Origin of the sequence: Echinicola vietnamensis DSM 17526 (assembly GCF_000325705.1) — a bacterium.
Classification (GTDB): domain Bacteria; phylum Bacteroidota; class Bacteroidia; order Cytophagales; family Cyclobacteriaceae; genus Echinicola; species Echinicola vietnamensis.
The window spans coordinates 1,683,111-1,708,705 of the sequence record NC_019904.1 but is presented as its reverse complement, the minus strand read 5'-3'; the positions used below and the strand labels follow the sequence as shown (position 1 = coordinate 1,708,705).

Below are 25,595 nucleotides of genomic sequence, written 5' to 3'. Positions count from 1 at the left end.
CAATGCAGGGCAATCTTGACAGCACAGCCCTTCTTTGCTGGTCTCTAGAGGTGATATAGGGCGAAAATGGTCTTACGCGGACACATGAATCATCGAGAAACTTTTCCATAGATTTCATAGAGCACTTTAATGATCCTCTCCGCGGCATGACCGTCCCAAAGGGAAATCCCTTGGTATTGTTTCCAATTGCCTGCCAAAATTCTCTCGAGAAAAGGCTTAAGCCGCTCAGGAGACGTCCCCACCAATTCATTAGTGCCTTGATGAATGGTTTCAGGTCGCTCGGTATTATCGCGAAGGGTCAGGCAAGGCACATTCATGACGGAGGCTTCCTCTGTAATTCCCCCCGAATCGGTGATCACGCCTTTTGCATGCTGCACCAAAAAATTAAATGACAGATACGATAAAGGCTCCAAATAGTGTAGCCGGGGATGTTTGATGCCCAAGTTTTTTAGGATTTTCGCTGTCCGAGGATGGACAGGGAACAACACCGGACATTCTCCTGTTCCAGCCAAAATCGCTTCCATGGTAGCTTTCAGCTTAACTTCCTCATCCACATTGGCCGGCCGATGAAGTGTAAGGACAAAGTAACCATTCTTCTCCAAGGCATCGAACAGCTCGCCCTGAGGTTTTTGAAACCGCGGCTGTTGTTTCAGCAAAGTATCAATCATCGTGTTTCCCACGAAATGTATCCGCTGGGCGTCCACACCGACCTTTCTCAAGTTTTCATTGGCCAATTCAGAAGTGGTAAAAAAATGATCGGTAATGCTATCGGTTACGATTCTATTGATCTCTTCCGGCATGCTCATATCACCAGACCGGATCCCGCCTTCCACATGCACCACGGGGACCTGCAGCTTTTTGGCCGTAATGCTGCAGGCCAAGGTAGAGGTCACGTCCCCTACCACCAATACAACATCCGGCCGGTTCGCGATAAGTTCCTTTTCGAAACCAATCATGATGGCAGCGGTTTGTTCTGCCTGAGTGCCACCGCCAGCACCCAGGTTAACATCAGGGTCTGGAATTTCCAATTGCTCAAAAAAGTCTCCGGACATTTTGTGGTCATAATGCTGCCCGGTATGGACCAATCGATATTTCAGTGCATGGCCTGCATGTTGTAAATCATGAATAGCATGGATAAGTGGCGCTATTTTCATGAAGTTTGGGCGAGCCCCGGCGATCAGCGTAATTTGAAGCATATTTAAGGCATTTGGTGGTTTGAGCAAACCAATAATACATGACTGCGAATATACACAATCTGTCTTTCGTGGCCCCCATTCTAGGGTCAAATTCCTGGTTTTGCCGGGCACAAAAGCAATTACAAAGGTGGGATCGAAAACTTTCTTTGAAATTCCCTTATATTTGTGTGCTCGAAAAAAATGAGCAACGAACTGTCCTTCAATGGATAAAATCGGTAAATGAACAATTAATTCCAGCTATATTACCTCATGCAGTTTATTTCATCCAAGATTATAGTATTTTTCGCCTGTGTTTTCCTGCTTTCATTGACCAGCTCCTGCCATGAAGATCAGCTAATGGATGAGGTACTGGTTTATGAAAATGACTTTTCGGCACCGGCTAGTCTTTCTGGCATCGAAAATGGAAAATTGATGGTATTCGAAGAGGACACGGTATTGGGAAATTATAACAATGAAGAAGTATCCGTAGCCGTAAACGGTATGCCGGGACACAACACTGTCCGGGTGGTGATCGAACTACTCGTCCATGACAGTTGGGATGGAAACAACACAGGAGTAAGTGGACCGGATTATTGGTTTATGGAGGTAAGCGGCGTGCAAATCCTCAACACCACCTTTTCCAATTCACCCTGTGTCTCCAGCTATTGTCTGTTCCAGTCCTATCCTGACCCATATGGACGCCACAATGACCCCAAAACGGGAGCCTTGGAAACCGATCTTCCCGGGCTTTGCCAATACGCCGATACTCCGAATTGGACCACCAAGTACAGGATTTCCAAGCTGGTCTCCCACAATGGCCCAACGCTCACCATTACATGTGGAGACCAATTGCTGCAAGAAAATGCTCCTGACCCTATCTGTGATGAAAGCTGGTCCATCTCTAAAATCGAAGTCAGTGCCCTTACTGTGAAGTAAATGAAGTTATTAAAACACATCATAATGCCATTCCGTTTCAAAGCGATATTTTTGTTCTCCATGGTATGGATGCCTTTGGCTGCCATGGCCCAGACCGCTAACCTCAATGCGCCATTTCTGGAAGATTACCTGAGAAGACAGCAGCTAATTGGGAAATTTGACAAGCACTTTTCGTTTAACCTACGTCCACTAAACCCCAACATGGAGGATTTAGAAGGAGCCTTTGCGAACAGTACTTACGCCAAACTCTATGGCTATAATGACGATCAGGTTTTTGAAGATGGTAAGTTAGTGGTCAAGCCCTTGCCCATATTCATAAAGTCCCAGTTCAACTCGAAGTATGCATTTGGGGTGAACGATGGTGCCATGATCCCTAACCGTGGACTTCAAGTATTGCTGAGCGGTGGGGTGTACTTGGAATATGGTGGCCTTACAGTCCAATTCCAACCAGAATTGATGAGTGCCCAAAATAGAGATTACATTGGGTTTCCGGACAAGACCAATGGCTATCACTACATGGATTATTATGAATGGCTGAACACCAGTGATATCCCAGAGCGTTTTGGCACAGGATCCTACACCAAGTTTCTTCCCGGCCAATCCAGCATCAAATATTCCTATCGTGATTTTTCTGTGGGAATTTCCACGGAAATGCTTTGGTGGGGGCCTGGCAAGCGCAACTCCCTCTTGATGAGCAATAATGCTCCGGGCTTTTTACACGCCACGATAGAAACCAAAAGACCTGTGAAAACCAATATCGGTTACTTCGAGGGGCAGCTTATCGCTGGCCAATTGCAAAGTTCAGGATTCCTCCCTCCAAATTCCGGTTTGGTCTATAAAAACACTCCAGCCTACATCCCCAAAAGAGATGAAGACTGGCGGTACCTCTCAGGCATCACCATAAGTTATCAGCCCAAATGGGTCCCCGGCCTAAGTGTCGGCTACAGCAGTGTTTCCCAAATGTACCATAATGACATGGACAGCTTTGGGGACTATCTGCCCCTTTTCAACGGTGAAAAAGGGCCAAAAAACATCGAAAACCCTGATCGTGATCAGCGAAACCAATTAAGCTCCGGATACTTCCGATGGATGAGCCATGGCGGGCTATTTGAGTTTTATGGTGAATACGGCTCTAACGGCAACAGCAGGCAATTAAGGGACTTTCTGGTGAACCCTGATCTGAACAGGGCCTTTACGTTTGGTTTTAGCAACCTTATTCCCCTTAAAAAAGAAGATGCCTATATCCAGATCAGCTCAGAGATGACCCAAACGGGACAGACTGTTCGTGATGCCATCATCTCCTATAATTCTTGGTACACCCACCCTCATGTCAGGCATGGCTACACCCATTTGGGACAAGTTTTGGGTGCAGGGAATGGTCCGGGGAGCAATGTGATTTTTGCCGGCGCCAGCTATGTCCAAAATTACAACAGAATAGGGTTTCAAGTAGAGCGCATTGTTTACAACCTCGATTATTACTACAACACCTACGAGATTATTAAGGACTGGAGGCGTAAATATATTGACCTGACACCTGCTTTGGTAGCGGATTGGAAATTGGATAATTTTCTACTTTCCGGAAAGCTCCAATACATTTATTCGCTCAACTACAAATGGTACTTGGAAAACAGTCCAGACCAATATTTCGTGGCCGGATGGGACCGTAATAATTTTGTAGGACAGGTAAGTTTGATGTATTTATTTGAATAAACGAGAACCAAATTTGGTGGACGTCTTAACAAAGTATGAACTGGGAAAAATACTTTGTCCATGTCGAAAATAAACTTACATCAAAACCGAAACCGTAGTAGCTATTTGATATTCTCAAAAATTTAGTTTTATATTTGACCAGACAGGAATATCATCTTGTTCTTTTTTCGAATTTCAGGATTATCTCGCTCTTATTACATAGCAAATCATAAGCTGTATGGGGATTTTGTTGTGTACCAGATTAATACTTTAAGGGAATACTGTAGCGAAACTGCTTAGATGATCGTCTTAATCATTATAAGGTCCTGATATTAACCAACAAATACGGGCTCTTTATGGAAAATATTTACGAACCACTGTTGTTTACTAAAATGCACAAATTTTTATTTTTTTGTACACTATTATTCTTTATCAATTTTGGAGTAAAGTCTCAGCAAATCACGATTAATGAAGTAATGTCTTCAAATGATGGATCTTTTTATGATGATGATAATGATGATGAAGATTGGATAGAACTATACAACTATGGGGAATCCGCTATAAACTTAGGAGGTTTTTCATTAACAGATGATAAGGATGAAACAGATAAATGGGAGTTTCCAGATTTCACGTTACAGCCAGGTGCTTACCTATTGATTTGGGCATCCGGCAAGAACAAAAAAGACTCCATGTCTCCACTGCATACTAATTTCAGCATCAGTGCTGATGGGGAGGCTCTGTATTTATTCACACCTGACAATGAGGAAATCAGTAAAATAGACGTTCCTCCCGTACCCACTAATTATTCCTATGGCAGATTTCCAAATGGGACTGGTGATTGGTATTTTTATAACTCTCCAAGCCCCAAAAAAAGCAATGGAGAAAATGGACAGTCAAATCTTTTATCACCTCCAACATTTTCAACACCTCCAGGATGGTATTCACAGCCCACAACCATCGAATTAACGTCCTCCGTCCCAGAAGCAATGATCCTTTATACACTTGATGGATCTATTCCGGATATAAACAATCTCGATGGAGAGGGGATTCCGTTTCTCATTAATTATTTTCATTTTGGAGAATGGAACGAAAGCAAAAATATCTCAAGAAGGAATACCACATACGTATACACAACGCCGCTTCAACTTTCCGATAAAACATCCAAAGACAATGATTTATCAGATATCATCACTACATATCGTACTGATTTTGGCCATGGCTGGAAGCGCCCTCAAGAAAACGTATTCAAAGGTCAAGTCATCAGAACGGCCACCTACAAAGACGGAAATATCAGCCCTGTAAATACTGGCAGTTTCCTTTTCCATCCAGATAAAAATAACCGGTATGAATTACCTATAATCTCCTTGGTTTCTTCCCAGGAAAACTTATTTGGTCATGAAGAAGGAATCTACGTACAAGGAAAAGAATATTTTGATGCAGGCGGCACTGAGCACAGCTATGTTTCCGTTGCGAATTATTACCATAGGGGCAAAGATTGGGAAAAACAGGTTCATTTAGAATTTTTTTTAAAAAACGGGAAGCTCGATTTTTCTCAAAATCTCGGCACCCGTATACATGGCGGGGGGTCAAGGTCCAAACCTATGAAAAGCCTTAGGTTATACGGAAGAAATGAATATGATAGTGACAATGAAATGGCTTATACTTTTCTGCCAGAGGCATCAGATGCATTTGGCAATACGATGGAAAGCTATAAGCATCTTTTGTTACGAGCTGGAGGGGATTACATGGATATTTATACAGATGCGGTATCTCAAAAAATCATGTCTCCAGCAAAAGTAGATCTTCAGGACAGTCGCCCCTCTATCCTGCTATTAAATGGAGAATTTTGGGGGATTATCAATCTACGAGAAAGACTAAATGACCACCATATTTCCAGAAAATATCACGTAAAAGATGACAATCTAATAATTCTTAATGCCCCATGGGGAAATGGAAGTGAAAGCCAAGTAGAAACGGGCGAGCCATCAGATATTAGTTATTATCGTAATCTATATCAATTTGCGATTGACAAAGATCTCAGTCAGGAAACAAATTATAGTTATATAGAAGAGCATTTAGACGTTCTTAGTTATGTAGATTATAATATCATGTTTATCTACATGAACAATACGGACTGGGACGGAGAAAAACATTTTAGGTATTGGAGAACAAAGGAAACGAGTAGTAAGCCATATGAAGATGGTAAATGGCGTTTGATGATATGGGATTTTGACGCAAGTGCCCGCTACCAAGCTCCAGCCTCATATGATTTTTTAGACAACTTTATTCACCCCGAGGGCGGAGGTGAATTCCGCCCCACTGGTGATCCGGAGAAAACTGCCCTGTTGCGAAGCCTACTTACCAATGCTTCTTTCAGAAACCTCTTTATAAACAGGTTTGCTGATCACATTAACACTACTTTTCATCCCGATAGGACAGCAAGGATAATCCAAGAAAGATACCAAGAACTTCAACCACATCTGGAAGAGCACTTTAAAAGATGGAACCATCATGGAACAAACGAAGATCGAAAAAATGAGTTGATCACCTATTTCAAAGAACGGCCCAACTATCAAAGAAAACATATCGAGGACCACTTTAATATCGAAGAAGACCTGAAACTGACACTCGATGTATCGAATCCAAATCATGGATTTATCAAATGCAACACCATCGATATTAAGCCGAGCACCCCTGGAATACCGGATCAATCTTACCCATGGAATGGCACCTATTTTAAAAACATCCCGGTCACTTTAGAAGCAAAACCAATGGAGGGTTTTGAATTCCACCACTGGGCAGTAGGTGAGGAAAGGTATAATGATCCAACAATTACATTAAGCTTAGAGGAAAACACAAAGGCCTTAGCTGTATTTACTCCGACTGAAGAGCAATCACAGCGTCTCATTCATTTTTGGCATTTTGATAAAGATAATGTAGAAAATGATGTCGCATTAACACAAATAGAAGCTTCCTACAGTCTTACCGGTTCAAATGCTGTCTTACATTTCCAACCAGTCATTCCATATTATCCTCCTCCTTCTGGCACAGCAGGAATAATGGACCGAGTCAACGATCCGACACCAATAAACTACCGAGAAAAAGGCAACCGTGGCAAGCCTTATCTATCAAACCAAATGCGAGGCATCCGAACGCGTAACCCACTTGTAATGAGCGGAAAAGAAGCCTTCTTGGTATTTGAAATCCCTACAAATAATTTTAAAGACATCATATTATCGATGGCTATCTCTAGGACAGGAAGTGGGCCTGAAAAAGCTTTGATAGAGTACACCATGGATGGAGAAGAGTGGATTAGTGACCAATTAGAAACCAAAGAAATTTTACTGGAAGAAGATTTTAAGTTAGTTTCTATGGACTTCACGTCAATCCTTGGAGCTAACAACAACAAGGACTTCAAGGTGAGACTAAAGTTTAGCGGCCCCACTGTATTCGGTGATGCTGGCAATGCACGTTTCAACAATGTCAGTGTAGATGGATATCTAATTGAAGATGTCATTACGGATCTCCCCTCCAATCCCGAAGAAACACCAGGAAATTATCTTGAAAAGATATATCCCAATCCAACAAACGACAAACTGAACCTGAAGTTCAAGGGTGATAGCCACTCAAATATCAGGTATATGGAAATCATAAATTCAAATGGCAATATTATAAATAAGATCGATAACATCCCATCAAATCAAATTACTATATCGACCTCAGCGTTTCCTACGGGGCTTTACACCCTGAAGATAGTGACAAATCAAAAAATAGAAATTTCCAAATTCATCAAATTATAACACTGACAAGTTGCTTAAAACGCATTAATTTTCAATAAACTATGGATTATTTTAGTCTTCAAACTACCGCTGAATATCCCGCTTTTTTCACAGTGCTCTATTCTGTCATGTTTGCATTTAGCCTAGCGGTATTAGTTGCATTTACCTATTACAAGACGTCAGAAATCGCAGGGTACAGTGCAACATTTATTCAAGCTTTGGTGCTAAGCCCGATAGTTGCTATTATGGTTATTCAAGCTATTGGAGACAGTGTAGCCATAGGCTTGGGCATGTTAGGAGCATTGGCAATCATCAGGTTTCGGACTAATTTCAGAAACCCGAGGAATATTATTTTCCTATTTGCCAGCTTGGCCATTGGGATTTCCTGCGGAGTATATGGATATGCAATCGCTATCGTGGGTACGCTTTTCTTCTGCCTTACTGCCTTCATCCTAAATTTAACCTCCTTTGGAAAGAATCATTTACCAACTGGAATGCTAAGGATAAATTATGAAGGAACTGAAGACTTAAAGGATTCGATCGAAAAAGAGCTTAGCAATTGGTGTAAATCTTTTAACCTTCAAGTATTAAGGTCAAATACCTCCGTAGAAGACTTTAGAAAGTACCAGTTTTCATATCAAGTACGCATGAAAAATCAACAAATAGAAACACAATTATTAGCATCACTTCAAAAAATCAATCCAAGTTTTTCTCTACGGATGGAGTATGATATTGTTAACGAAACTTTTAATTAGTAATGAGCAAGTTTACATATATTCTCACTTTTTGGATCATCATTATTGGATGTTTGATTTATGTCAATTTCAACCTTAGTAATTTTAACAACTCATTTTATGGTATTGCCGAAAACAATGATTTTGTTGTTAGTTATGGAGGTTTAGTGGAAATTAAAGAAATCCATGTAGTATCAGGCCAAAATGTGACAAAAGGGGATACGTTGATTGAAGTAATAAGACCTGAACTGGATCAACGAATCCGCGAAATCTCTGACCAACTGGTTACGCTGAGGAGTCAAAAAATTGCCAATGAAATGAACAATCAGTCCATGATTTCGCAATTGGAAGCTGAAATAAAAGCCAAGCGTGCTGAAATAGAGTCTCAAATCCGGCAAATTGAAATGCAATATGACATCAACAAATCGTTGACCAATGAACTGAAAAGTTTAAAGTTTGAAGCTGACAGTTCTTCCACATTGAATCCAACTGAAGCAAGAATCAATTCGCTAAATAAGGATTTAGAATTGTTAACCAGCCCCCTTAAGCTTCGAATAGAACAGCTCAAAGCACAGTCAAACCCACAAAAAAATCCTCATAACATTCAGATACAAAATTTGGAGAATGAACTAAATAAGCTAAAACAAGAAAAGAAAAAACTTATTGTTTATGCTCAAGCCGATGGTGTAATTGGTACTGTGGGTTTTAAATCAGGAGAAATTGTTTCCCCTTACACCCCGATTTTAATTCTTAATTCGCAAACCCCTTCCTATATCACCGGATTCATTCATGAAAACAGCTACCAAAACATACAAATCGCCGATCAGGTCCAAGTACAGTCCTTGGCGGATAATTCAAAAAAACTTATGGGGGAAGTAGTGGGCGTGGGCTCGAATATCGCCGAATATCCTGAACGGCTTAGGAAAAACATGGAAGTACGATTATGGGGAAGGGAAATCCAAGTAAAAATCCCCAAACAAAACCAATTGTTACTAGGCGAAAAAGTTATCCTCAAAAAGACGCATTAATGCTATGTTACTAGTTTTTTTAATTTCACTTTTAAGTCTTTCCCAACAAGACACGATAAAAATCTCCTCTTCTGCGATATTGGCTACAGCATCGGAAGATCCAATTTATATTCATCACACTGAGCAACTTGACTATATCGATAAAAACACCTACAAACTCTCTTATGTAGATCATCTTGAATTAAGGACCAGAACACGCAATTTTAATTTGAACGAACAAATGCTTCGGTTTAGGGCATATACTAATTTCCCCAAAGAGAGAAAGCTAAATACAACTTACAAAGAAGAGAGTCTCAACGAAGGTAGACTCCAAGGAAAAGAAAAGCTTAACAACGCCCTAAAAAACCGCTATAAATTAATCATATCCTTAATAAAAAACCAACGAGTTTTGCGAGGGAAGCTGGAATTAAAGGATTTATTGGAAGACCGCATCAGCACCTTAAGGAAACTAGCAAATAATCTTGACTTTGATTATCAAGAACTCTTAGAAGCAGAAAATGATTTGCACAAACTCCGGATTGATCAAGTAGACCTTGAAAACAACGTTTTGCAATCATCCAAAGAGATCGGGAGGCTGTTAAATATCCAAGGGCCAATTGAGTTAGAAGAAAAAGACCTGATATCAGTAAATGACATTATGTTGTTTGTGAAATCCTATAGCGGAGAGATTGATAACAATAATTTTTACTATAAACAACAAAGCCTAAATGTAACCTTAGCTGAACTGGAATACAAACAAAAAAAAGCTTCCGCCAAAAATCCTATAAAATTTTTCGAGGCTTCCTACAGGGATGACCTGAATGACACGTTCAGAAAAGACTTTAGTGTGGGCATGGGAATAAAAATCCCTATCGGGTCAGCGGTAAAAGGAAGCCTTAATGAACGGGTTATCAAGATCGTCAAAGAAAAAAATGAACTGGATGAACTCAAATTTGAATTAAATGAAAGCATAAGAGAAATTGTTTTACGGTTAGATGTATTATTTGATAAACACAGGTTATTATCAACCATCCTTAAAGAAAGCAATGAACAAGAGTCATTGAAAAAATATAGATCTATAGAAGGAATTTCCCCTTTGGTCTTATTGAAGGTAAAAGAGAATATTATCAAAAAACAACAAATACGATTGGACCTTGAAAAGGAAATCTTCTCTCTCTATTTGGAATTTCTTGATTTAAATGGACTGCTGATCAAAAGCCCATTGGTGAATTACCTCAACAGTCAACAGATATACATGAATCCATGATAAAGGATAAGCAAAAGTTCCTAAAAAACCTCATTCAACCCAAAATAGAAAGCTGTCTGGTCACCAAAGCCAAAATCAATGCGGATATTGATTCCTTCGTCCATTAACTGGTAACGGAACCCAAACCCTGCACCGTAATGGAACCGGTCGAAGCTATATTGTGAGGCCTGTGCTGCCACTTGGCCTGTGCTGCCAAAAAAGACCATGCCCAAGCTCCGGTAGATAGGCATCCGAAGCTCTGCCTGGTAAATCATGGCTAGTTGGTCGCGGTACCTCCCCTCAAAATATCCCCTCATCCGTTTACTGCCGCCCAAAAGGGACGTTTGCTGAAAAGGAGCCAGCCCGTCCACAAAACTCCAATACCCTTGGACTGCCAAGACCTTATTCTTCCAAACCGGGAAGTACTTCCTCATATCGACCTCATAACGGTCAAATGTGTACTCACTTCCCAAAAATGATTGGTTGGTAATCCAGGAAAGTTGGTGGAATGAGCCTTTGCCCGGTTGGAATATGTCATTTCTGGAATCATAATTCAGTTTTAGGCCCACGCCGGCTACTTGTGGACCATCACTACCGGCAATGGTACCGCTATCCAACAACCCACCAGGCAGGGTTTTATAGACATCCTCCGTCCTGAATTCTATCCATGGCCCCAAGTATACATTTGACCACACTCTTCGCATATAATTCATGCGCAAATAAAGGTAACGACTGGCGTATGACTCTTGGTTTTCAGCAGGCATATCGTTTCCTATGCCATAGAAATCAAAGGGATAATTGGCCAGCTCTAAGCTTGCATTGAAGAAATCCCGGTTTTCATGCTTCCACAGGTCCAAATCCACTTCCAGTATCGCTTGCTTCTTTAGCGTATAAATAAAGGTAATGGGCATGGAGGAAGGGCGAAGGGATGGAGAGGCTCCTTCTCGAGGCTGAAACAGCTTGATGGCCCCAAGCCCCAAGCCCAAACTGGTTTCGGGAGAATACGTCACCACCGGGATAAAGGACCACGTATCCGTACTCATCCAGTCCAATACCTCATCTGCGGTATTGAGCAGCTTATCATGGAGTGCCGCATCACCGGTATCGGCGACCGCTGAACTATCGGATTGTGCCAACACCGAACCAGCCAACTGAACAAACAGGGTGCTCAACACAAACGTGTACAAAGGCAAAGGAATGCGTACGCTCATCAACCAAGAGAATTTAAAACCAAGGCGTAAAAGTACGGCAAAAGCCCGAAACATTTAAAACCCGTTGCCAGGTTTCTTCCCTGGCTTATTTCATTCGCCACAGTTGCCACCAAGGAGTACCCGGAGCATCATGGTGCTCAAAATGATACCCAAAAAAGTAACAGCTCAAAAATGCCCAGAAATGGTTTTTGGACTGTGTGGACGATTTATGCTTATTATGATGCTCTCCCCGGTGAGGCAGATACGTTCCAAAATAAAACAACTGGAAGGTGGACAGGATAGCAGGAAGAATCCAAAATAAAATCAAATTCTCCATGGGTAAGAAAAGCTGCAAGATCCAATACGTAAGGCCCATTAACACCAGCTGCAAAGGATTCAAGTAAGTGGTCATAAAACGCCAATACCATCTCCAAAAATCATCGGATGCATGATAGTCTGGATCCTCATCAGTAGCTACAAATCGGTGGTGAAGGTAGTGCTTGGGCAATAGTCGATGGTAAAAATTATAAGAAAACAAAATCGCCGCCGTCCAACCAATCGCCCTGTTCAAGTCTGCATTTTTCGACACGCTTCCGTGCATGGCATCATGGGCGGTAATAAACAGCCCAGTATACAAATGCATTTGTATCAATATGGCCAAATAAACCAGCGGATTGGATAATTCCATTTCCCATTGAAGTAAAAACACCAATGACACTCCCCAAAGGCCAATTATCAGCAAGGCGATAAGGGGTCCCGTGGGATCTATCGGACGATATGGTGCTTTGGGACGAGCCATGAACATTGAATTTCACACAAGGTACTCAAAAAGTCAAAAGGTCAGTAATCTTTCCTTTACTTCCTCCATCAACCACATGGGAGTGGATGTGGCTCCGCAGATTCCTACTGTATTTCCATGCTGAAACCAGCTCGGATCAAGTTGATCTGGGCGGGATACAAAAATGGTCTGCGGGTTCTGCTGCTTGCACACTTCAAACAGGGCCTTCCCGTTACTGGATTTGCTACCGCTCACAAACACTATGGCATCGTATAAGGAAGTAAATTTCCTGAGCTCCTTGTCCCGGTTAGAAACTTGGCGGCAGATGGTATCATTGGATTGGACTTCTATTCCTTTTTCACGGAGCAGTTTGTTGATGGCATAGAACTTATCGGTACTTTTGGTCGTTTGGCTGAACAGCGTAATCTTGGAAGGCATGGCATCAAAATCCAACTCTTCTACCTCCTGAAAAACCACTGCCTCATTGCTGGTTTGCCCCAAAAGTCCTGCTACTTCGGCATGGCCATGCTTTCCGTAAATGTAGATGGGCTCGTTTTTATCGTAGGCATTTTTGATCCGATGTTGGAGCTTCAGTACCACCGGGCAGCTAGCGTCGATCAGGGTAAGGTCATTTTTTATGGCCAATTCATAGGTGGATGGCGGCTCTCCGTGTGCCCTGATCAATATCTTTTCTCCTTGGAGGGATTTAAGACCATCATGATCAATGATTTTAAGGCCCTTACGGACCAATCGTTTTACCTCCTCGTCGTTATGGACAATGTCCCCAAGGCAGTAGAGATGTCCCTCCTGATCCAAGATATCTTCAGCCATTTCAATGGCATATACTACCCCAAAGCAAAAACCTGAATTTTGGTCGATATGAACGGTCAGCTGCTTCATAACTTATGAACCATTTGCAAGGGCTATTGTTTTGCGCCGGCGAAAAAATTCATATAAGGAAACGTTCATCAACATCAAACCCATGGAATAAACAAAATCTTCGATGGGGATAGTGAAAACGCGAATGCCCAAATTTTCGGTATCATCATAAAACACCACCGGCTCTGGAGTAAAAGCTCCTGTCAATGCGCCGTTTACGATCAGGAAAGGAATAAGGTGAATCAAATAGAACACATAAAACCGTCCCAATAATGCAGTCCGAAACATGAAATAGTGAATCGCCAAAAGCATGGCCACCACGGAAAAGTTCACAGCGGTATACCACTTGTCCGTATGGAGACCTGCCAATACCAACAGCAGCACGATCAATCCAAAAGTAATGGGCTTGACCTGCTTGAACTGCAACCCCTCAGGTTTATAATACAGCAAAACTTCATAAATGAAAATACAGGAAAAGGGTACGGTTACGAAAAACAAATATTCCCCCAAAGGCAAATTGCCCAAGGTAATTCCTGACAGGTACCGGTCGTTAAAGCCCCACACTCCCATATCGGTAAACCAATGGTCCCAAACCAAAAAAAAGACCGCCGTAATGATCATCGCTGGAAAGAGATTGCCCCATTTTTTATAATAAGTGACTTTTGGCTCAAATGACCATAACAACGGAAAAAGAATGGTACCGATATTTAAGGCCAGGTACAGATAATGCTCCATGTTTCGTATTATTCAATTCCCAATTTGGCACCAAAATACATCCCCATCAGCAGCGAAAGCTTTTTGATATTGGGAATCCGTACGCGTTTGGCCGTGATGGTCTGGGGAGGCAATCGCTTGATTTTCGAAAAGAGGCTCAAGTAGTACAGGTACGCAATCTTCACCCCCATTTTGGCTCCGGCCGGCAACTGTTTGATGCCCTTGTAAGCCTCATCAAAATCCTGCTGAATATCACGTTCTATGGCCCTTTTGGCTTGCTGATCAAACTTCAAATAATCCACACCGGGAAAATATACCCTCCCCCGTTCTTCGTAGTCGCTTTTGATATCCCGAAGGAAATTTACTTTCTGGAATGCCGAGCCCAATTTGCAAGCGGGCGCTTTGAGTTTTTCATAGATGGCATCGTTTCCCTCACAGAACACTTTCAAGCACATCAGCCCCACTACTTCCGCTGATCCATAAATATAGGCTTTGTACTTGCTGTCATTATATGTGCTAAAATCCAGATCCATGGCCATGCTGTCCAAAAACGCATCGATCATATCCAAGGTGATGCCGTACTTGTGCACGACCATCTGAAAGGCATGCAGCACGGGATTTAAGGAAAATTCCAGCTTGATGGCCTCATACGTATCTTCCCGAAATTTGCAAAGAAGAAGCTCCTTGTCCTGATGATGGAAGGTATCCACGATCTCATCCGCAAAACGCACAAAACCATATATCCCATAGATCGGTTGGTGAAACTTCACGTCCATGGTCCTAATGCCCAAACTAAAAGAAGTGCTGTAGCGCTGTGTGATCAGCTTACTGCATTCCATGGTGGTCTGATGATAGATTTCTAATGCATTCATAACTTAGTGTTGAAGTGAAGTGGATAGATACGCTTTTACAATTTCATCGGCCACCACCTGCCCTGAAATCAGGGATGGGGGGACGCCTGGACCGGGAACGGTAAGCTGTCCTGTATAGAAAAGATTACTGATCTTTTTATTTCTGATTTTGGGTTTAAGCATGGCCGTTTGTCCAAGGGTATTCGCCAAACCATACGCATTGCCTTTAAAGGCATTGTAATCCTCTATAAAATCCCGATGGGCGTAGGACCGCTTGAAGCAAACTTTTTCACGAACAGCCTGCCCAGTATGCTTTTCAAGCCGCTTCATGACCAAATCATATATCGCCTCGCGCTTTTCTTCTGTGTCCTCCAAATCAGGCGCCAGCGGCACCAAAATAAAGAGGTTTTCCTTTCCCTTTGGAGCCACAGAAGGATCGGTTTTGGAAGGGCAGCACACATAGAACAAGGGTTTCTCGGGCCACTCTGGCTGGTCATAAATGGCCTTGGCATGTGGCCCCAACGGTTCATCAAAAAAGAGATTATGGTGTTGTAAATGGTCGACGCGCTCCTCCACTCCCAAATAAAATATCAGGCTGGAAGGAGCTAAAGTACGCTTGTCCCAGTAGCGATCAGAATAATTGGCAGCACCAGGTGGCAGCAGCTTGGTCTCCACATGATGATAATCGGCCCCTGCGATCACCACATCAGCCGAGAATTTCCGACCGTCTTCCAGCGCCACTGAGGTCGCTTTTCCATTTAAGGTATTGATATGGGAAACGGTTGCTTGGTATTCAAAATGAACTCCCTTTTCCTCTGCAAGGCTGACCATTGCCCTGATGATTTCATGCATGCCTCCCATGGGATACCACGTCCCCAAGACCAGATCGGCATAATTCATCATGCTGTAAAGGGCGGGTATTTTTGCGGCAGTTTGCCCTAAAAACAGCACAGGAAACTCCATGATTTGCACCAGTTTTTCATGTTTGAAATAACTGCGGACGTGCTTTTGCATGGTCTGAAACAAATCCAGTCGGATCAAGTCATTAAAAATTCCGGGTTGGGCAAACTCCCAAACGCTCTGGCAAGGTTTGTATACCCAATCCTGAATCCCCACCTTATATTTTCTGGCGGCTTGATCCAAAAATTGCTGTAAACGCAGTCCTGCTCCCGGCTCCACGGACTCAAACAAAGCCTGAAGTGCTTCGAAATCAGCAGGCATCAGCCAGTTGTCCTGTTCCCCAAAAATAACTTTGTAAGAAGGGTCCAAACGCACCAAGTCGTAGTAATCCCGAGGATGCTTGCCAAAGCGCGCAAAATATTGCTCAAAAATATCCGGCATCCAATACCAGCTTGGCCCCATATCAAACGTAAAGCCCTCGGCAGAAAATTTACGTGCTCTTCCCCCTGCACTGTCGTTCTTTTCTAAAACAGTGACCTGAAACCCTTGGGCTGCCAAGGTGGTGGCTGCTGCTATTCCCGCAAACCCAGCCCCAATTACAATCGCCTCATCATTCCCCATTTAATTGGTCTTGTAGATTTTTAAATTATCCTTTAAGATCTTTCGGGCCAGGTGGATCCGGTTCTTTACAGTTCCGATGGGCAAATTAAGGTCATCGGCAATCTCCTGATACTTAAACCCTTTAAAATACATCATAAAGGGTGTCCTGTAATCTGCATTCAGATGATTGATACAATAATTAATATCATCCATCGCGAATTTGCTGTGCGCGCGATTTTCTATCGAAACATCTCCTGAGTTAATATAGTGAAGATTATCGGTACTATCTACAAAAGTCGCTCTCCTCACCATACGCTGGTAACGCGTAAAAAAGGTGTTCTTCATAATCGTATATAACCATGCCCGTAAGTTGGTGCCATCCGAAAACTTGTCCCGGTTCGTATAAGCTTTTAGCATCGTCTCTTGCAGCAAATCATTGGCATCATCTACGTCTTTGGTCAGTCGAAGCGCAAATGGTTTTAATGACTTAGAATGCTCATTTATCGAATAACTGAATTCTAAAGTTGTCATAATCTACCTTTTTGTTTAATCAAATGTAATTTTAATTAAACAATAATCAAACTTTTGTCTAATATTTTTTAATTTATATTAAACAAAAAATACTGCAAAGATCTCACCAGCTGGCTTCAATCCACCCATAAAGGCCCATAGGAAGTGATCATCCCCGTAAATAATGCTGTAAGTGCTTTAGCGGTAATTTAATAGAAACCTGAAAAAAAAGCGGTGGCGAAAACCAATGGTACCCCTACCGCATGCTTTGGTCATGATGACATCCGCTGGGAATTGGCCTCTTCTCCTCCTAATAATATTAAAAGAGTACCAGCAACAAGGTGAGAAGTGATTGAGATATGATGAATCCCTGAAATAGGTAAAGGACGACGCCCGGGGGACAAGATTTTTGTCCTTTTTATTCCCCCAAGGATTAGACGATCAAATCAAGTATTCCGAGGCAATCGCCAAGAAAGCAGCCAATAAACTCACCAAAAGGCGGGTAAGGTGAAACTTATGGTGCGGACTACTTTCAAAAAATATGGTGGTGGAAATATGCAAAAATCCTCCTGCAACCAATCCAAAAAGCACATCCATCGCCTCTGCAGCCAAGATCTGCTGCGAAAAAGCAATATCGGACACCAGCATCCCCATCGGGGAAGCCAAGGCAAAAACCACCAACAACGCCAAGACCGTATTTCGCTTCAAACTCGCAGACAACACGGCCACCAAAGCAAATGCTGCCGGGGCTTTGTGCATCACAATTCCAAAAAGCAACGTCTCTGTTCCGTGATGATGGCCACTGAGCGAGGGCTGCTGGCTGAGCAAGGTCCCTTCCAAAAAAGCATGCAATGAGAGGCCTATCATGACCATCCACACGGTGTTTTTCCCATGGTCATGATGATGGATGTGTCCATGCTCGATCCCAGAGGACAGGAATTCCAACACCTGCTGTAACAAAAAACCAATTAACACATAAAGCCCCATATAATAGGCTGAGGCTGGATTGGCAAAAAGCTCCGGAAGAATATGCAATACCGTAATGGAAAAGAGATAAGAGCCCGCAAAAACCAAAATCATCTTAAAGTTTTTCTCCTTCCAGCTGGGCATCGCCATAGCCAACAGGCCCGACAACAATGCCGATAAAAAAAGTACTAGGATTTTAACGACCATTTCTATTCTTTTTCTCCCTTGATATACGAAACAAAAGGCTTGAGTTTTTCACTGATATACGTCTGCATCCCCAAACTATCGCTATAAATTAAAAAGACATCGATGTCCTCTTGGCCTTTTTGAAGTGCGATCGCCTTTTCCGTCCCCATTACCATCATGGCCGTGGCAAAGGCATCTGCGGTCATGCAGTCTTCTGCCACCACCGTGGCACTGAGCAGCCGGTGGTTTACGGGCTGGCCAGTCTTGGGGTCGATGGTATGGGAATAACGTACGCTGTCTTTGTAATAAAAATTGCGATAGTTCCCTGACGTGGCCATTCCCTTATTGTCCAATCCGATGATGCTGAAAATATCATTGGCCGTGACATCCTCACTGGGCTGGTTTACGCCCACCTTCCAAAGCTCCCCATTTTCATTGGTTCCGCGTGCCACCAGCTCTCCACCGATTTCCACCAGCATATCGTCAATTCCTTCATCTTGCAAATATCCAGCGACCACATCGACCCCGTAACCTTTGGCAATGGCACTGAAATCCAGATACGTGTCGGGCTGGGTTTTCCAAACTTTCTCCGTATCAAACTGAATATGCTCAAAACCTATCAAGCGCAATAGCTGGAAAATATTGACACTGTCCTTTAATTGTGCTCCTTCTGGCCCAAAACCCCAAGCGTTTACCAGTGGGCCCACCGTAGGATCAAATGCTCCATCTGTACGTCGAAAGATATCTTTGCTGGTTTTCAGCACCGTAGGAAGGTATACCGACTCAAAAGCCAATGTATCTCCGTCATTAAACCGGCTCAATTCTGAATCGGGGATATAAGTGGATAAGGACTGATTAAACACCTCTAATAAGGAATCTACTGCAGGCTTAAAATCCCTCCCCTGCTCATCCAGGTAAACGATGCGGTAACTTGTCCCCATGGTCTTACCGGTGATCGTCTTTTTCCCATCCTTTTCGGGCGTCGGAAGTTGAGGGCTTTGTTGATTTTGTCTGTAAAGGTAAACCAGAAATACCACCAAAAGTAGAATGATGGAGTAGATGATGTTCTTACGAGCGTTCTTTTGCATGAAAAGGCGGAATATTTTCGGCAAAGTTACGCTATATTTTAATAAGGAAAAATAGCAGCACCCTGTTCAAAAAAAGGCCTTTTCCAACATCGCTTCATCCGTTCCCAAAACTGCCCTCCTTTAGTTGGACAAACAAGTTACCGGAGCACCTTGTTTGTCCACGTCTGGAAGTAAACACAGGACTACTTCAGTAGCTCTCTTGAAATCACTATTTTTTGTATTTCGGAAGTTCCCTCTCCGATGGTGCAGAGCTTGACGTCCCGGTAATATTTTTCCACGGGATAATCCTTCGTAAAACCGTAGCCTCCATATACCTGAACGGCCTCGTTGGCCAATTCCACAGCTATTTCAGAAGCATAATATTTTGCTTGGGCACTGGCCAAGGTTACGTACTCTCCTCGGTTTTTTAAATCTGCCGCTTTAAACGTCAGCAACTTGGCCGCCTCGAGTTTGGTGGCCATGTCTGCCAGCTTAAAAGAAATCCCCTGGTAAGCGCTGATGGGCTTCTGGAACTGCTGACGCTCCTTCGAGTAACTAAGGGCTGCCTCAAATGCTCCTTCCGCAATCCCCAGCGAAAGTGCCGCAATAGAAATTCTCCCCCCATCCAATACCTTCATGGATTGGATAAATCCTTCCCCTACTTCACCCAATATCTGAGACTTATGCACCCGGCAGTCCTCAAAAATCAATTCTGCCGTCTCGGAAGTCCTCATGCCCAGCTTATCTTCCTTTCGCCCTCCACGGAATCCTTCAGTACCTTTTTCGACCACAAAAGCGGTCATGCCATGCTTATCTCCTACCTCGCCAGTCCTGGCGATGACCACCGCCACATCCCCGGAAACACCATGGGTGATAAAGTTCTTTGCCCCGTTCAGCACAAAATAATCACCCTCTGCCGTCGCTGTCGTCTTCATATTAGCGGCATCAGATCCGGTATTGGGCTCAGTGAGGCCCCAAGCTCCCAAAAATTCGCAAGAAGCCAGCTTTGGCAGGTATTTTTGCTTTTGCTCTTCCGACCCGAAGAGCATGATATGCCCAGAACAAAGGGAGTTGTGCGCGGCCATGGACAGTCCTATCCCAGGGTCCAGCTTGGCCAGCTCCAAGATCGCGGTTACATATTCCAAATAACCAAACCCACTCCCCCCATACTCACTTGGAATAAGGACTCCCATCAAGCCCAGTTCTCCTAACTTTTTAAAAAGTGGCAGTGGAAAAGTTTGGTGATCATCCCATTCCTTCCGAAATGGAGTGATTTCCTTGGCTCCAAAATCCCTGATCATTTGTGCAATCATGGACTGGTTTTCTGTCAATTGAAAATTCATCATACTAGTGTTATTATTATTTGGGTTTTATTCTTCAGGCGCAATGATCAAAAAAACTCTATATTCTTTTGACCAATATCACCCAGTGTAAGATATTAACTTCCAACTAAAAAAATTAGTTTTCACCCATTTAAAACCAAGAAAAATTTCATGCCTGACAGGTTTAAATTATATTTGTTGTTACGTCATTTGTCGACCCATAACCCCCGTAAAAACAACTACATTTCATGCAACAGATTTTAATCACAGGCGGAGCAGGCTACATCGGATCCCACACGGCTGTAGCGCTCGTCAATGCGGGCTATGAGCCCATCATCGTGGACAATTTTTCCAATTCCAACAAAGAAGTACTCAACGGCCTGGAAAAGATCCTGGGAGCTCCCGTAAAATACCACGAAGGCGACTGCAATGACCGGAAATTTATGCAGGCTGTTTTCGAAGAAAACGACCTACAAGGCGTCATTCACTTTGCCGCTTCCAAAGCAGTGGGAGAAAGCACCAAAATCCCACTTACCTACTACAGCAACAACATCAATTCGCTTATTATCCTGCTGGAAACCATGAAACAATTTGGTGTTAAGGACATTGTATTCTCTTCCTCCTGTACCGTGTACGGCCAGCCTGACAAACTTCCCGTCAAGGAAACTACTCCGAGAAAAGATGCCGAAAGTCCTTATGGAAACACCAAAAAAATATGTGAAGACATCCTGACCGATCATGTCAAAAGTGGTGCTCCCGCAAGAGTCGTGGCCTTGCGCTATTTTAACCCCATCGGCGCCCATCCATCCTCCCTTATTGGAGAGCTGCCATTGGGAGTACCGGCCAATTTGATCCCCTTCGTAACCCAAACCGGCGCGGGTATCAGAGAAAAGATCACCGTTTTCGGGGACGATTACAATACGCCCGACGGCACCTGCATCAGGGACTATATCCATGTGATGGACTTGGCTGATGCACACGTAAAATCCATTCAGTACCTCGCGGACCAGCCGGAAAATTTCATCGACCTCTTCAACGTGGGCACCGGAAATGGGAATACCGTCATGGAGGTGATCAAGGCCTTCGAAAAGGTCAGTGAAAAACCGCTGAATTATGAAATCGGTCCAAGAAGATCAGGCGATATTGAAAAAGTATGGGCCAATACCGATAAAGTCTCCAAGGTCTTGGGATGGACACCGCAATTTGGACTCGAAGAAGCCCTTCGCGATGCTTGGAATTGGCAATTAAGTTTGAAAAAATAACCTTTTTTTCAAAGATCATGGCATACAAGACAGTACAGGACGGTAAAATCAAGTATTTTACCTAATTTTATCGTACAATTATAATTTTAATTAGGGGTTTATTAATCAAAAAACCATTCGCTAAATAGCGAATGGTTTTTTCTTTTTGATGAAAAGCAGCTCGACCTGGAACATATACGAGACTTTCGCGTATTTTTGAAGTATGAATCACTCGCCATCAGCTGAAAAAGCTTTTTCATTTACTGCTTTTTTAAGGATCATCAGAACAGATAACCTGCTGATGATGGCTTTTGCCCAGCTGATGACAGCGTATTTTCTGGTAGAAGAAACCCAAACGGGCACTCCTGCACTTTTGGATCCCAAAATTTACCTATTGATCACCTCCACCATCCTGATCGCGGCATCCGGTTACTTGATAAACGACTATTACGATGTCAAGATCGATTATATCAACAAACCTGACGAGGTCGTCATTGGTAAGGGAATGCGCCGCAGAGTGGTGATGTTTCTCCACACTTTCTTCAACCTGGTAGGCATTGGTTTGGCATGTTTGGTCAGCCTGAAAGTGGGAGCCATTCATTTTATTGCAGCCATCTTGCTTTGGATGTATTCCAATTCCCTCAAACGCCTCCCTTTTGTCGGCAACCTGGCCGTGGCTTTACTGACCGCATTGGCTATATGGATCGTGGGGTTTTACTATCAACAGTCCGCTTTAGTGGTGCTCGCTTATGCTATTTTCGCCTTTTTCATCAACCTCATCCGCGAAATCATCAAAGACATCGAAGATCGGGAAGGAGACAGAAAACATGGCTGCAAAACCTTACCGGTGGTGCTGGGCTTTCGGGCGACCAAGAACATCATCTTTATCATCGCCACGGTATTTGTAACGTCCATCATCGTGGTCGCCTATAAGATAGACCAACCCTTACTCTACTTATATTTTGGCTTGATCGGCTTGCTGTTCCTTTATTTTATGTACCTCATTTACCAGGCCGACCGAAAATCACACTTTACCAGGCTCAGCAAACTCTCTAAAATCCTCATGCTCACAGGGGTGATGAGCATGGCTTTTCTATAATGCATTAAAATTTGGCGTATGTTTTGAAGAATGCTGACAGGCGGAGAACATGGTCGAGGCAAAGTACTTAAGGCTGCCCATGAGATGGAAGCGTTACCTTTGTTCTTTGGATGGAACGGATTATATTGGTCGATCAATCAACAAGGGGGAATACCTCCGATTGGGCACCCGATGCCATCACACTAAACCCCGCTACACCTCCCTTTTCGGGTAAACGATAAATTATGATTATTTTTGCTTACTAAACGTTGTTAAACGCATCCAAACCTGTTTTCAATTGAAAAAAATCGCCATACTCGCTTCTGGAAACGGCAGCAATGCCGAAGAAATCATCAAACACTTCAATGGCTCCACCAAAGGGAAAGTCGCCATCATTGCATCCAATAAAAAGGACGCTTATGTGCTGGAAAGAGCCAAAAACCATGACATCCCCTTCATTTCCTTTTCCAAAAAAGAAATGGACGAAGGCCTCCTCGAAAAAACCTTCGAAGCATTAGAAATTGACCTGGTGGTACTGGCCGGCTTCCTGCTAAAAGTGCCAGATGGGCTGATTCAGATGTTTCCCGAAAAGATCATCAACATCCACCCGGCACTGCTTCCCAAATTTGGCGGCAAAGGCATGTACGGCATGCGTGTCCACGAAGCGGTAAAGGAAAAAGGCGAAAAAGAAACAGGCATTACCATTCACTATGTGAATGAAAAATATGACGATGGCCGGGTGATCTTTCAGGAAAGCGTGAAAGTGGAGGAGACAGACAGTCCTGACGAAATTGCCCATAAGGTGCATGCTTTGGAACACAAATATTTTCCAAAAGTCATCGAAAGCCTGCTTTAATCGGCTGATTTTCCTACCTTTGCAGTTTAAAACAAAATTAAGCAAACCTATTTCATTCAATACTTCAAAAAATGGCTGTTAAGAAAATAGAATCTGCCCTTATCTCGGTCTTTTACAAAGACAATCTTGAACCGATCATTGCCCAGCTGAAAGCCCAAGGCGTGAAAATCTACTCCACCGGAGGAACACAAAAGTTCATCGAAGATCAAGGTGCAGAAGTAACTGCTGTAGAAGACCTGACAGGTTATCCTTCCATCTTTGGAGGAAGAGTAAAAACACTCCACCCTAAAGTCTTTGGAGGCATCCTCCACAGAAGAGAAGACCAAGGAGACCTTTCCCAAGCCCAGGAATTTGACATCCCTGCCATAGACTTAGTGATTGTAGACCTTTATCCGTTTGAAGAAACCGTTGCTTCCGGTGCTTCTGAGCAGGACATCATTGAGAAAATCGACATTGGTGGAATTTCCCTGATCAGGGCAGCGGCCAAAAACTTCAAGGATGTCACCATCATTGCTTCCCGCGACCAATACGGAGAACTGGAAGAGCGATTGAAAAACAACCAAGGAGGCACTACCTTGGAAGACCGAAAATATTTTGCGGCCAAGGCTTTCCAAGTGTCTTCCCACTACGACACACATATCTTCAACTACTTCAACCAAACGGAAGAAATTCCAGCCCTGAAAGTAAGTGAGCACCACTCCAAGGCGCTTCGTTACGGAGAAAACCCACATCAAAAAGCCCACTTCTACGGCAAACTGGACGACCTTTTTGACCAGCTAAACGGGAAAGAGCTATCCTATAATAATTTGGTAGATGTGGATGCTGCAGTGGCGCTCATGGCTGAATTTGACGGAGAAACGGCCTTTGCCATCCTTAAGCACAACAATGCATGCGGCGTCGCAAAAGGTGCCACCGTAAAAGAAGCTTACCAAAAAGCATTTGAGGCAGATACCCTATCGGCCTTTGGAGGTGTCCTGATCACCAACCAGCCGGTGGACAAAGCAGCCGCTGAAGAAATGCACAGCCTTTTCTTTGAGGTCTTGATCGCCCCTGCTTTTGACGAGGATGCCCTGGAAGTGCTGAAAGGCAAGAAAAACAGGATTTTGCTGGTACAAAAAACCAGTGTCGGCGGCACCAAGCAGATCAAAACATTGCTTAACGGTATCATCGAGCAGGACAAAGACTTGGCCACCGAAACCAAAGACGATTTCAAGGTCGCGACCAAAGTCGTCCCTACTGACGAGCAAAAAGACGCACTGGTATTTGCGGCGAAGGTCTGCAAGCATACCAAATCCAACACCATCGTGCTGAGCAATAAAGATCAATTGTTTGCCAGTGGTGTAGGCCAGACCTCCCGAGTGGACGCACTAAAGCAGGCCATCGAGAAGGCCAAATCATTTGGTTTCGACCTGAAAGGATCCGTAATGGCATCCGATGCGTTCTTCCCGTTCCCAGACTGTGTGGAAATCGCCTCCAAAGAAGGCGTCGCCGCCGTGGTACAACCCGGTGGATCCATCAAAGACCAAGACAGCATCGACTACTGCGACAAGGTGGGCATGAGCATGGTGATGACGGGTGTAAGGCACTTCAAACATTAAACTATCCCGCTACAATAGTTTTCCAATCCCCAGCAGAATTGCTGGGGATTTTTTTTGTGCCATTGACGGGTAGAGATTTGTAACGACCTTCCTACAGTAAGGCCACTCACCATCTAATCCGCATTTGAAATGTGGATTGATGAGATGCACATTTTGAATGCCCCTCATGCCGTTAGGCAACCGGGCTTGACTCTAGGAAAATAACAGGCCAAACACACAATTGGACTGTTTTTTGCTTGTTGTGGCCAAAGCTTGGTTCGACAATCTGGCATCACCCAAAAATCAATTATTAT

The 25,595-nt window shown here is 43.4% G+C and carries 21 protein-coding genes; 10 read left to right on the top strand and 11 right to left on the bottom strand.

From position 1 onward, the window contains the following. Positions 1-89 precede the first annotated feature (89 nt). On the bottom strand, positions 90-1,196 hold the full coding sequence (gene wecB / locus ECHVI_RS07295) for a non-hydrolyzing UDP-N-acetylglucosamine 2-epimerase (RefSeq protein ID WP_015265318.1): 1,107 nt from the start codon (positions 1,194-1,196) through the stop codon (positions 90-92). Between the two features lie 249 nt (positions 1,197-1,445). Here wecB and ECHVI_RS07290 point away from each other — a divergent pair, with 249 nt between their 5' ends. The 6 genes from ECHVI_RS07290 (at position 1,446) to ECHVI_RS07265 (ending at position 10,587) form a co-directional block, all read left to right on the top strand. Beyond that, positions 1,446-2,111, top strand: coding sequence for a hypothetical protein (locus ECHVI_RS07290; RefSeq protein ID WP_015265317.1), 666 nt, complete (start codon positions 1,446-1,448; stop codon positions 2,109-2,111). Between the two features lie 24 nt (positions 2,112-2,135). Beyond that, the gene (locus ECHVI_RS07285; protein WP_015265316.1) at positions 2,136-3,821 is read left to right on the top strand and encodes a capsule assembly Wzi family protein; all 1,686 of its coding nucleotides are present in this window, start codon (positions 2,136-2,138) and stop codon (positions 3,819-3,821) included. Between the two features lie 335 nt (positions 3,822-4,156). Further along, a complete protein-coding gene (locus ECHVI_RS07280) occupies positions 4,157-7,600 on the top strand; it encodes a CotH kinase family protein (protein WP_015265315.1) in 3,444 nt (1,147 codons plus the stop codon). A 41-nt stretch (positions 7,601-7,641) separates the two neighbouring features. Then, positions 7,642-8,334 carry a DUF4956 domain-containing protein gene (locus ECHVI_RS07275; RefSeq protein ID WP_015265314.1) on the top strand — a complete coding sequence of 231 codons (693 nt, stop codon included), beginning with the start codon at positions 7,642-7,644 and terminating at the stop codon, positions 8,332-8,334. Positions 8,335-8,336: 2 nt separating this feature from the next. Then, positions 8,337-9,341, top strand: a complete 1,005-nt coding sequence (locus ECHVI_RS07270; RefSeq protein ID WP_015265313.1) for an HlyD family secretion protein — start codon at positions 8,337-8,339, stop codon at positions 9,339-9,341. A gap of 4 nt (positions 9,342-9,345) precedes the next feature. Next, positions 9,346-10,587, top strand: coding sequence for a TolC family protein (locus ECHVI_RS07265; protein WP_015265312.1), 1,242 nt, complete (start codon positions 9,346-9,348; stop codon positions 10,585-10,587). 20 nt (positions 10,588-10,607) lie between these two features. Here ECHVI_RS07265 and ECHVI_RS07260 read toward each other — a convergent pair whose 3' ends face one another. The 10 genes from ECHVI_RS07260 to ECHVI_RS07215 form a co-directional block, all read right to left on the bottom strand. After that, positions 10,608-11,777 carry a BamA/TamA family outer membrane protein gene (locus ECHVI_RS07260; protein ID WP_015265311.1) on the bottom strand — a complete coding sequence of 390 codons (1,170 nt, stop codon included), beginning with the start codon at positions 11,775-11,777 and terminating at the stop codon, positions 10,608-10,610. Positions 11,778-11,862: 85 nt separating this feature from the next. Further along, complete coding sequence (locus tag ECHVI_RS07255; RefSeq protein ID WP_015265310.1) at positions 11,863-12,555, bottom strand: fatty acid desaturase; 693 nt, start codon at positions 12,553-12,555, stop codon at positions 11,863-11,865. A 33-nt stretch (positions 12,556-12,588) separates the two neighbouring features. Beyond that, complete coding sequence (locus ECHVI_RS07250; protein ID WP_015265309.1) at positions 12,589-13,434, bottom strand: 4-hydroxy-3-methylbut-2-enyl diphosphate reductase; 846 nt, start codon at positions 13,432-13,434, stop codon at positions 12,589-12,591. Positions 13,435-13,437: 3 nt separating this feature from the next. Continuing rightward, entirely contained in the window at positions 13,438-14,148 is a 711-nt protein-coding gene (locus ECHVI_RS07245; protein WP_015265308.1) for a lycopene cyclase domain-containing protein, read from the bottom strand. An 8-nt stretch (positions 14,149-14,156) separates the two neighbouring features. After that, entirely contained in the window at positions 14,157-14,999 is an 843-nt protein-coding gene (locus ECHVI_RS07240) for a phytoene/squalene synthase family protein (protein WP_015265307.1), read from the bottom strand. A gap of 3 nt (positions 15,000-15,002) precedes the next feature. After that, positions 15,003-16,499, bottom strand: coding sequence for a phytoene desaturase family protein (locus tag ECHVI_RS07235; RefSeq protein WP_015265306.1), 1,497 nt, complete (start codon positions 16,497-16,499; stop codon positions 15,003-15,005). Beyond that, positions 16,500-17,009 (bottom strand): RNA polymerase sigma factor, encoded by a 510-nt coding sequence (locus tag ECHVI_RS07230; protein WP_015265305.1) that lies wholly within the window; start codon positions 17,007-17,009, stop codon positions 16,500-16,502. 420 nt (positions 17,010-17,429) lie between these two features. Beyond that, positions 17,430-18,161 (bottom strand): ZIP family metal transporter, encoded by a 732-nt coding sequence (locus ECHVI_RS07225; RefSeq protein WP_015265304.1) that lies wholly within the window; start codon positions 18,159-18,161, stop codon positions 17,430-17,432. Between the two features lie 2 nt (positions 18,162-18,163). Further along, entirely contained in the window at positions 18,164-19,228 is a 1,065-nt protein-coding gene (locus ECHVI_RS07220; protein ID WP_015265303.1) for an FAD:protein FMN transferase, read from the bottom strand. 182 nt (positions 19,229-19,410) lie between these two features. Then, positions 19,411-20,550, bottom strand: a complete 1,140-nt coding sequence (locus tag ECHVI_RS07215) for an acyl-CoA dehydrogenase family protein (RefSeq protein ID WP_041739585.1) — start codon at positions 20,548-20,550, stop codon at positions 19,411-19,413. Between the two features lie 227 nt (positions 20,551-20,777). Here ECHVI_RS07215 and galE point away from each other — a divergent pair, with 227 nt between their 5' ends. The 4 genes from galE (at position 20,778) to purH (ending at position 25,302) form a co-directional block, all read left to right on the top strand. Next, the gene (galE, locus tag ECHVI_RS07210; RefSeq protein ID WP_015265301.1) at positions 20,778-21,791 is read left to right on the top strand and encodes a UDP-glucose 4-epimerase GalE; all 1,014 of its coding nucleotides are present in this window, start codon (positions 20,778-20,780) and stop codon (positions 21,789-21,791) included. A gap of 202 nt (positions 21,792-21,993) precedes the next feature. After that, positions 21,994-22,869 carry a geranylgeranylglycerol-phosphate geranylgeranyltransferase gene (locus ECHVI_RS07205; RefSeq protein WP_015265300.1) on the top strand — a complete coding sequence of 292 codons (876 nt, stop codon included), beginning with the start codon at positions 21,994-21,996 and terminating at the stop codon, positions 22,867-22,869. 277 nt (positions 22,870-23,146) lie between these two features. Next, positions 23,147-23,704, top strand: coding sequence for a phosphoribosylglycinamide formyltransferase (gene purN, locus ECHVI_RS07200; RefSeq protein WP_015265299.1), 558 nt, complete (start codon positions 23,147-23,149; stop codon positions 23,702-23,704). Between the two features lie 71 nt (positions 23,705-23,775). Further along, complete coding sequence (gene purH, locus ECHVI_RS07195) at positions 23,776-25,302, top strand: bifunctional phosphoribosylaminoimidazolecarboxamide formyltransferase/IMP cyclohydrolase (RefSeq protein ID WP_015265298.1); 1,527 nt, start codon at positions 23,776-23,778, stop codon at positions 25,300-25,302. The last annotated feature ends 293 nt before the right edge of the window (positions 25,303-25,595 follow it).

What these genes read in the sequence shown, in the direction of transcription:
- ECHVI_RS07265 (WP_015265312.1), top strand. Translation starts at nt 9,346, where the DNA reads ATGTTACTAGTTTTTTTAATTTCACTTTTAAGTCTTTCCCAACAAGAC.
- purH (WP_015265298.1), top strand. Translation starts at nt 23,776, where the DNA reads ATGGCTGTTAAGAAAATAGAATCTGCCCTTATCTCGGTCTTTTACAAA.
- ECHVI_RS07220 (WP_015265303.1), bottom strand. Translation starts at nt 19,228, where the DNA reads ATGCAAAAGAACGCTCGTAAGAACATCATCTACTCCATCATTCTACTT.
- ECHVI_RS07230 (WP_015265305.1), bottom strand. Translation starts at nt 17,009, where the DNA reads ATGACAACTTTAGAATTCAGTTATTCGATAAATGAGCATTCTAAGTCA.
- ECHVI_RS07280 (WP_015265315.1), top strand. Translation starts at nt 4,157, where the DNA reads ATGGAAAATATTTACGAACCACTGTTGTTTACTAAAATGCACAAATTT.
- ECHVI_RS07290 (WP_015265317.1), top strand. Translation starts at nt 1,446, where the DNA reads ATGCAGTTTATTTCATCCAAGATTATAGTATTTTTCGCCTGTGTTTTC.
- ECHVI_RS07235 (WP_015265306.1), bottom strand. Translation starts at nt 16,499, where the DNA reads ATGGGGAATGATGAGGCGATTGTAATTGGGGCTGGGTTTGCGGGAATA.
- ECHVI_RS07275 (WP_015265314.1), top strand. Translation starts at nt 7,642, where the DNA reads ATGGATTATTTTAGTCTTCAAACTACCGCTGAATATCCCGCTTTTTTC.
- ECHVI_RS07240 (WP_015265307.1), bottom strand. Translation starts at nt 14,999, where the DNA reads ATGAATGCATTAGAAATCTATCATCAGACCACCATGGAATGCAGTAAG.
- ECHVI_RS07245 (WP_015265308.1), bottom strand. Translation starts at nt 14,148, where the DNA reads ATGGAGCATTATCTGTACCTGGCCTTAAATATCGGTACCATTCTTTTT.
- ECHVI_RS07255 (WP_015265310.1), bottom strand. Translation starts at nt 12,555, where the DNA reads ATGGCTCGTCCCAAAGCACCATATCGTCCGATAGATCCCACGGGACCC.
- ECHVI_RS07270 (WP_015265313.1), top strand. Translation starts at nt 8,337, where the DNA reads ATGAGCAAGTTTACATATATTCTCACTTTTTGGATCATCATTATTGGA.
- ECHVI_RS07260 (WP_015265311.1), bottom strand. Translation starts at nt 11,777, where the DNA reads ATGAGCGTACGCATTCCTTTGCCTTTGTACACGTTTGTGTTGAGCACC.
- galE (WP_015265301.1), top strand. Translation starts at nt 20,778, where the DNA reads ATGCAACAGATTTTAATCACAGGCGGAGCAGGCTACATCGGATCCCAC.
- ECHVI_RS07205 (WP_015265300.1), top strand. Translation starts at nt 21,994, where the DNA reads ATGAATCACTCGCCATCAGCTGAAAAAGCTTTTTCATTTACTGCTTTT.
- ECHVI_RS07215 (WP_041739585.1), bottom strand. Translation starts at nt 20,550, where the DNA reads ATGAATTTTCAATTGACAGAAAACCAGTCCATGATTGCACAAATGATC.
- ECHVI_RS07250 (WP_015265309.1), bottom strand. Translation starts at nt 13,434, where the DNA reads ATGAAGCAGCTGACCGTTCATATCGACCAAAATTCAGGTTTTTGCTTT.
- wecB (WP_015265318.1), bottom strand. Translation starts at nt 1,196, where the DNA reads ATGCTTCAAATTACGCTGATCGCCGGGGCTCGCCCAAACTTCATGAAA.
- ECHVI_RS07225 (WP_015265304.1), bottom strand. Translation starts at nt 18,161, where the DNA reads ATGGTCGTTAAAATCCTAGTACTTTTTTTATCGGCATTGTTGTCGGGC.
- ECHVI_RS07285 (WP_015265316.1), top strand. Translation starts at nt 2,136, where the DNA reads ATGCCATTCCGTTTCAAAGCGATATTTTTGTTCTCCATGGTATGGATG.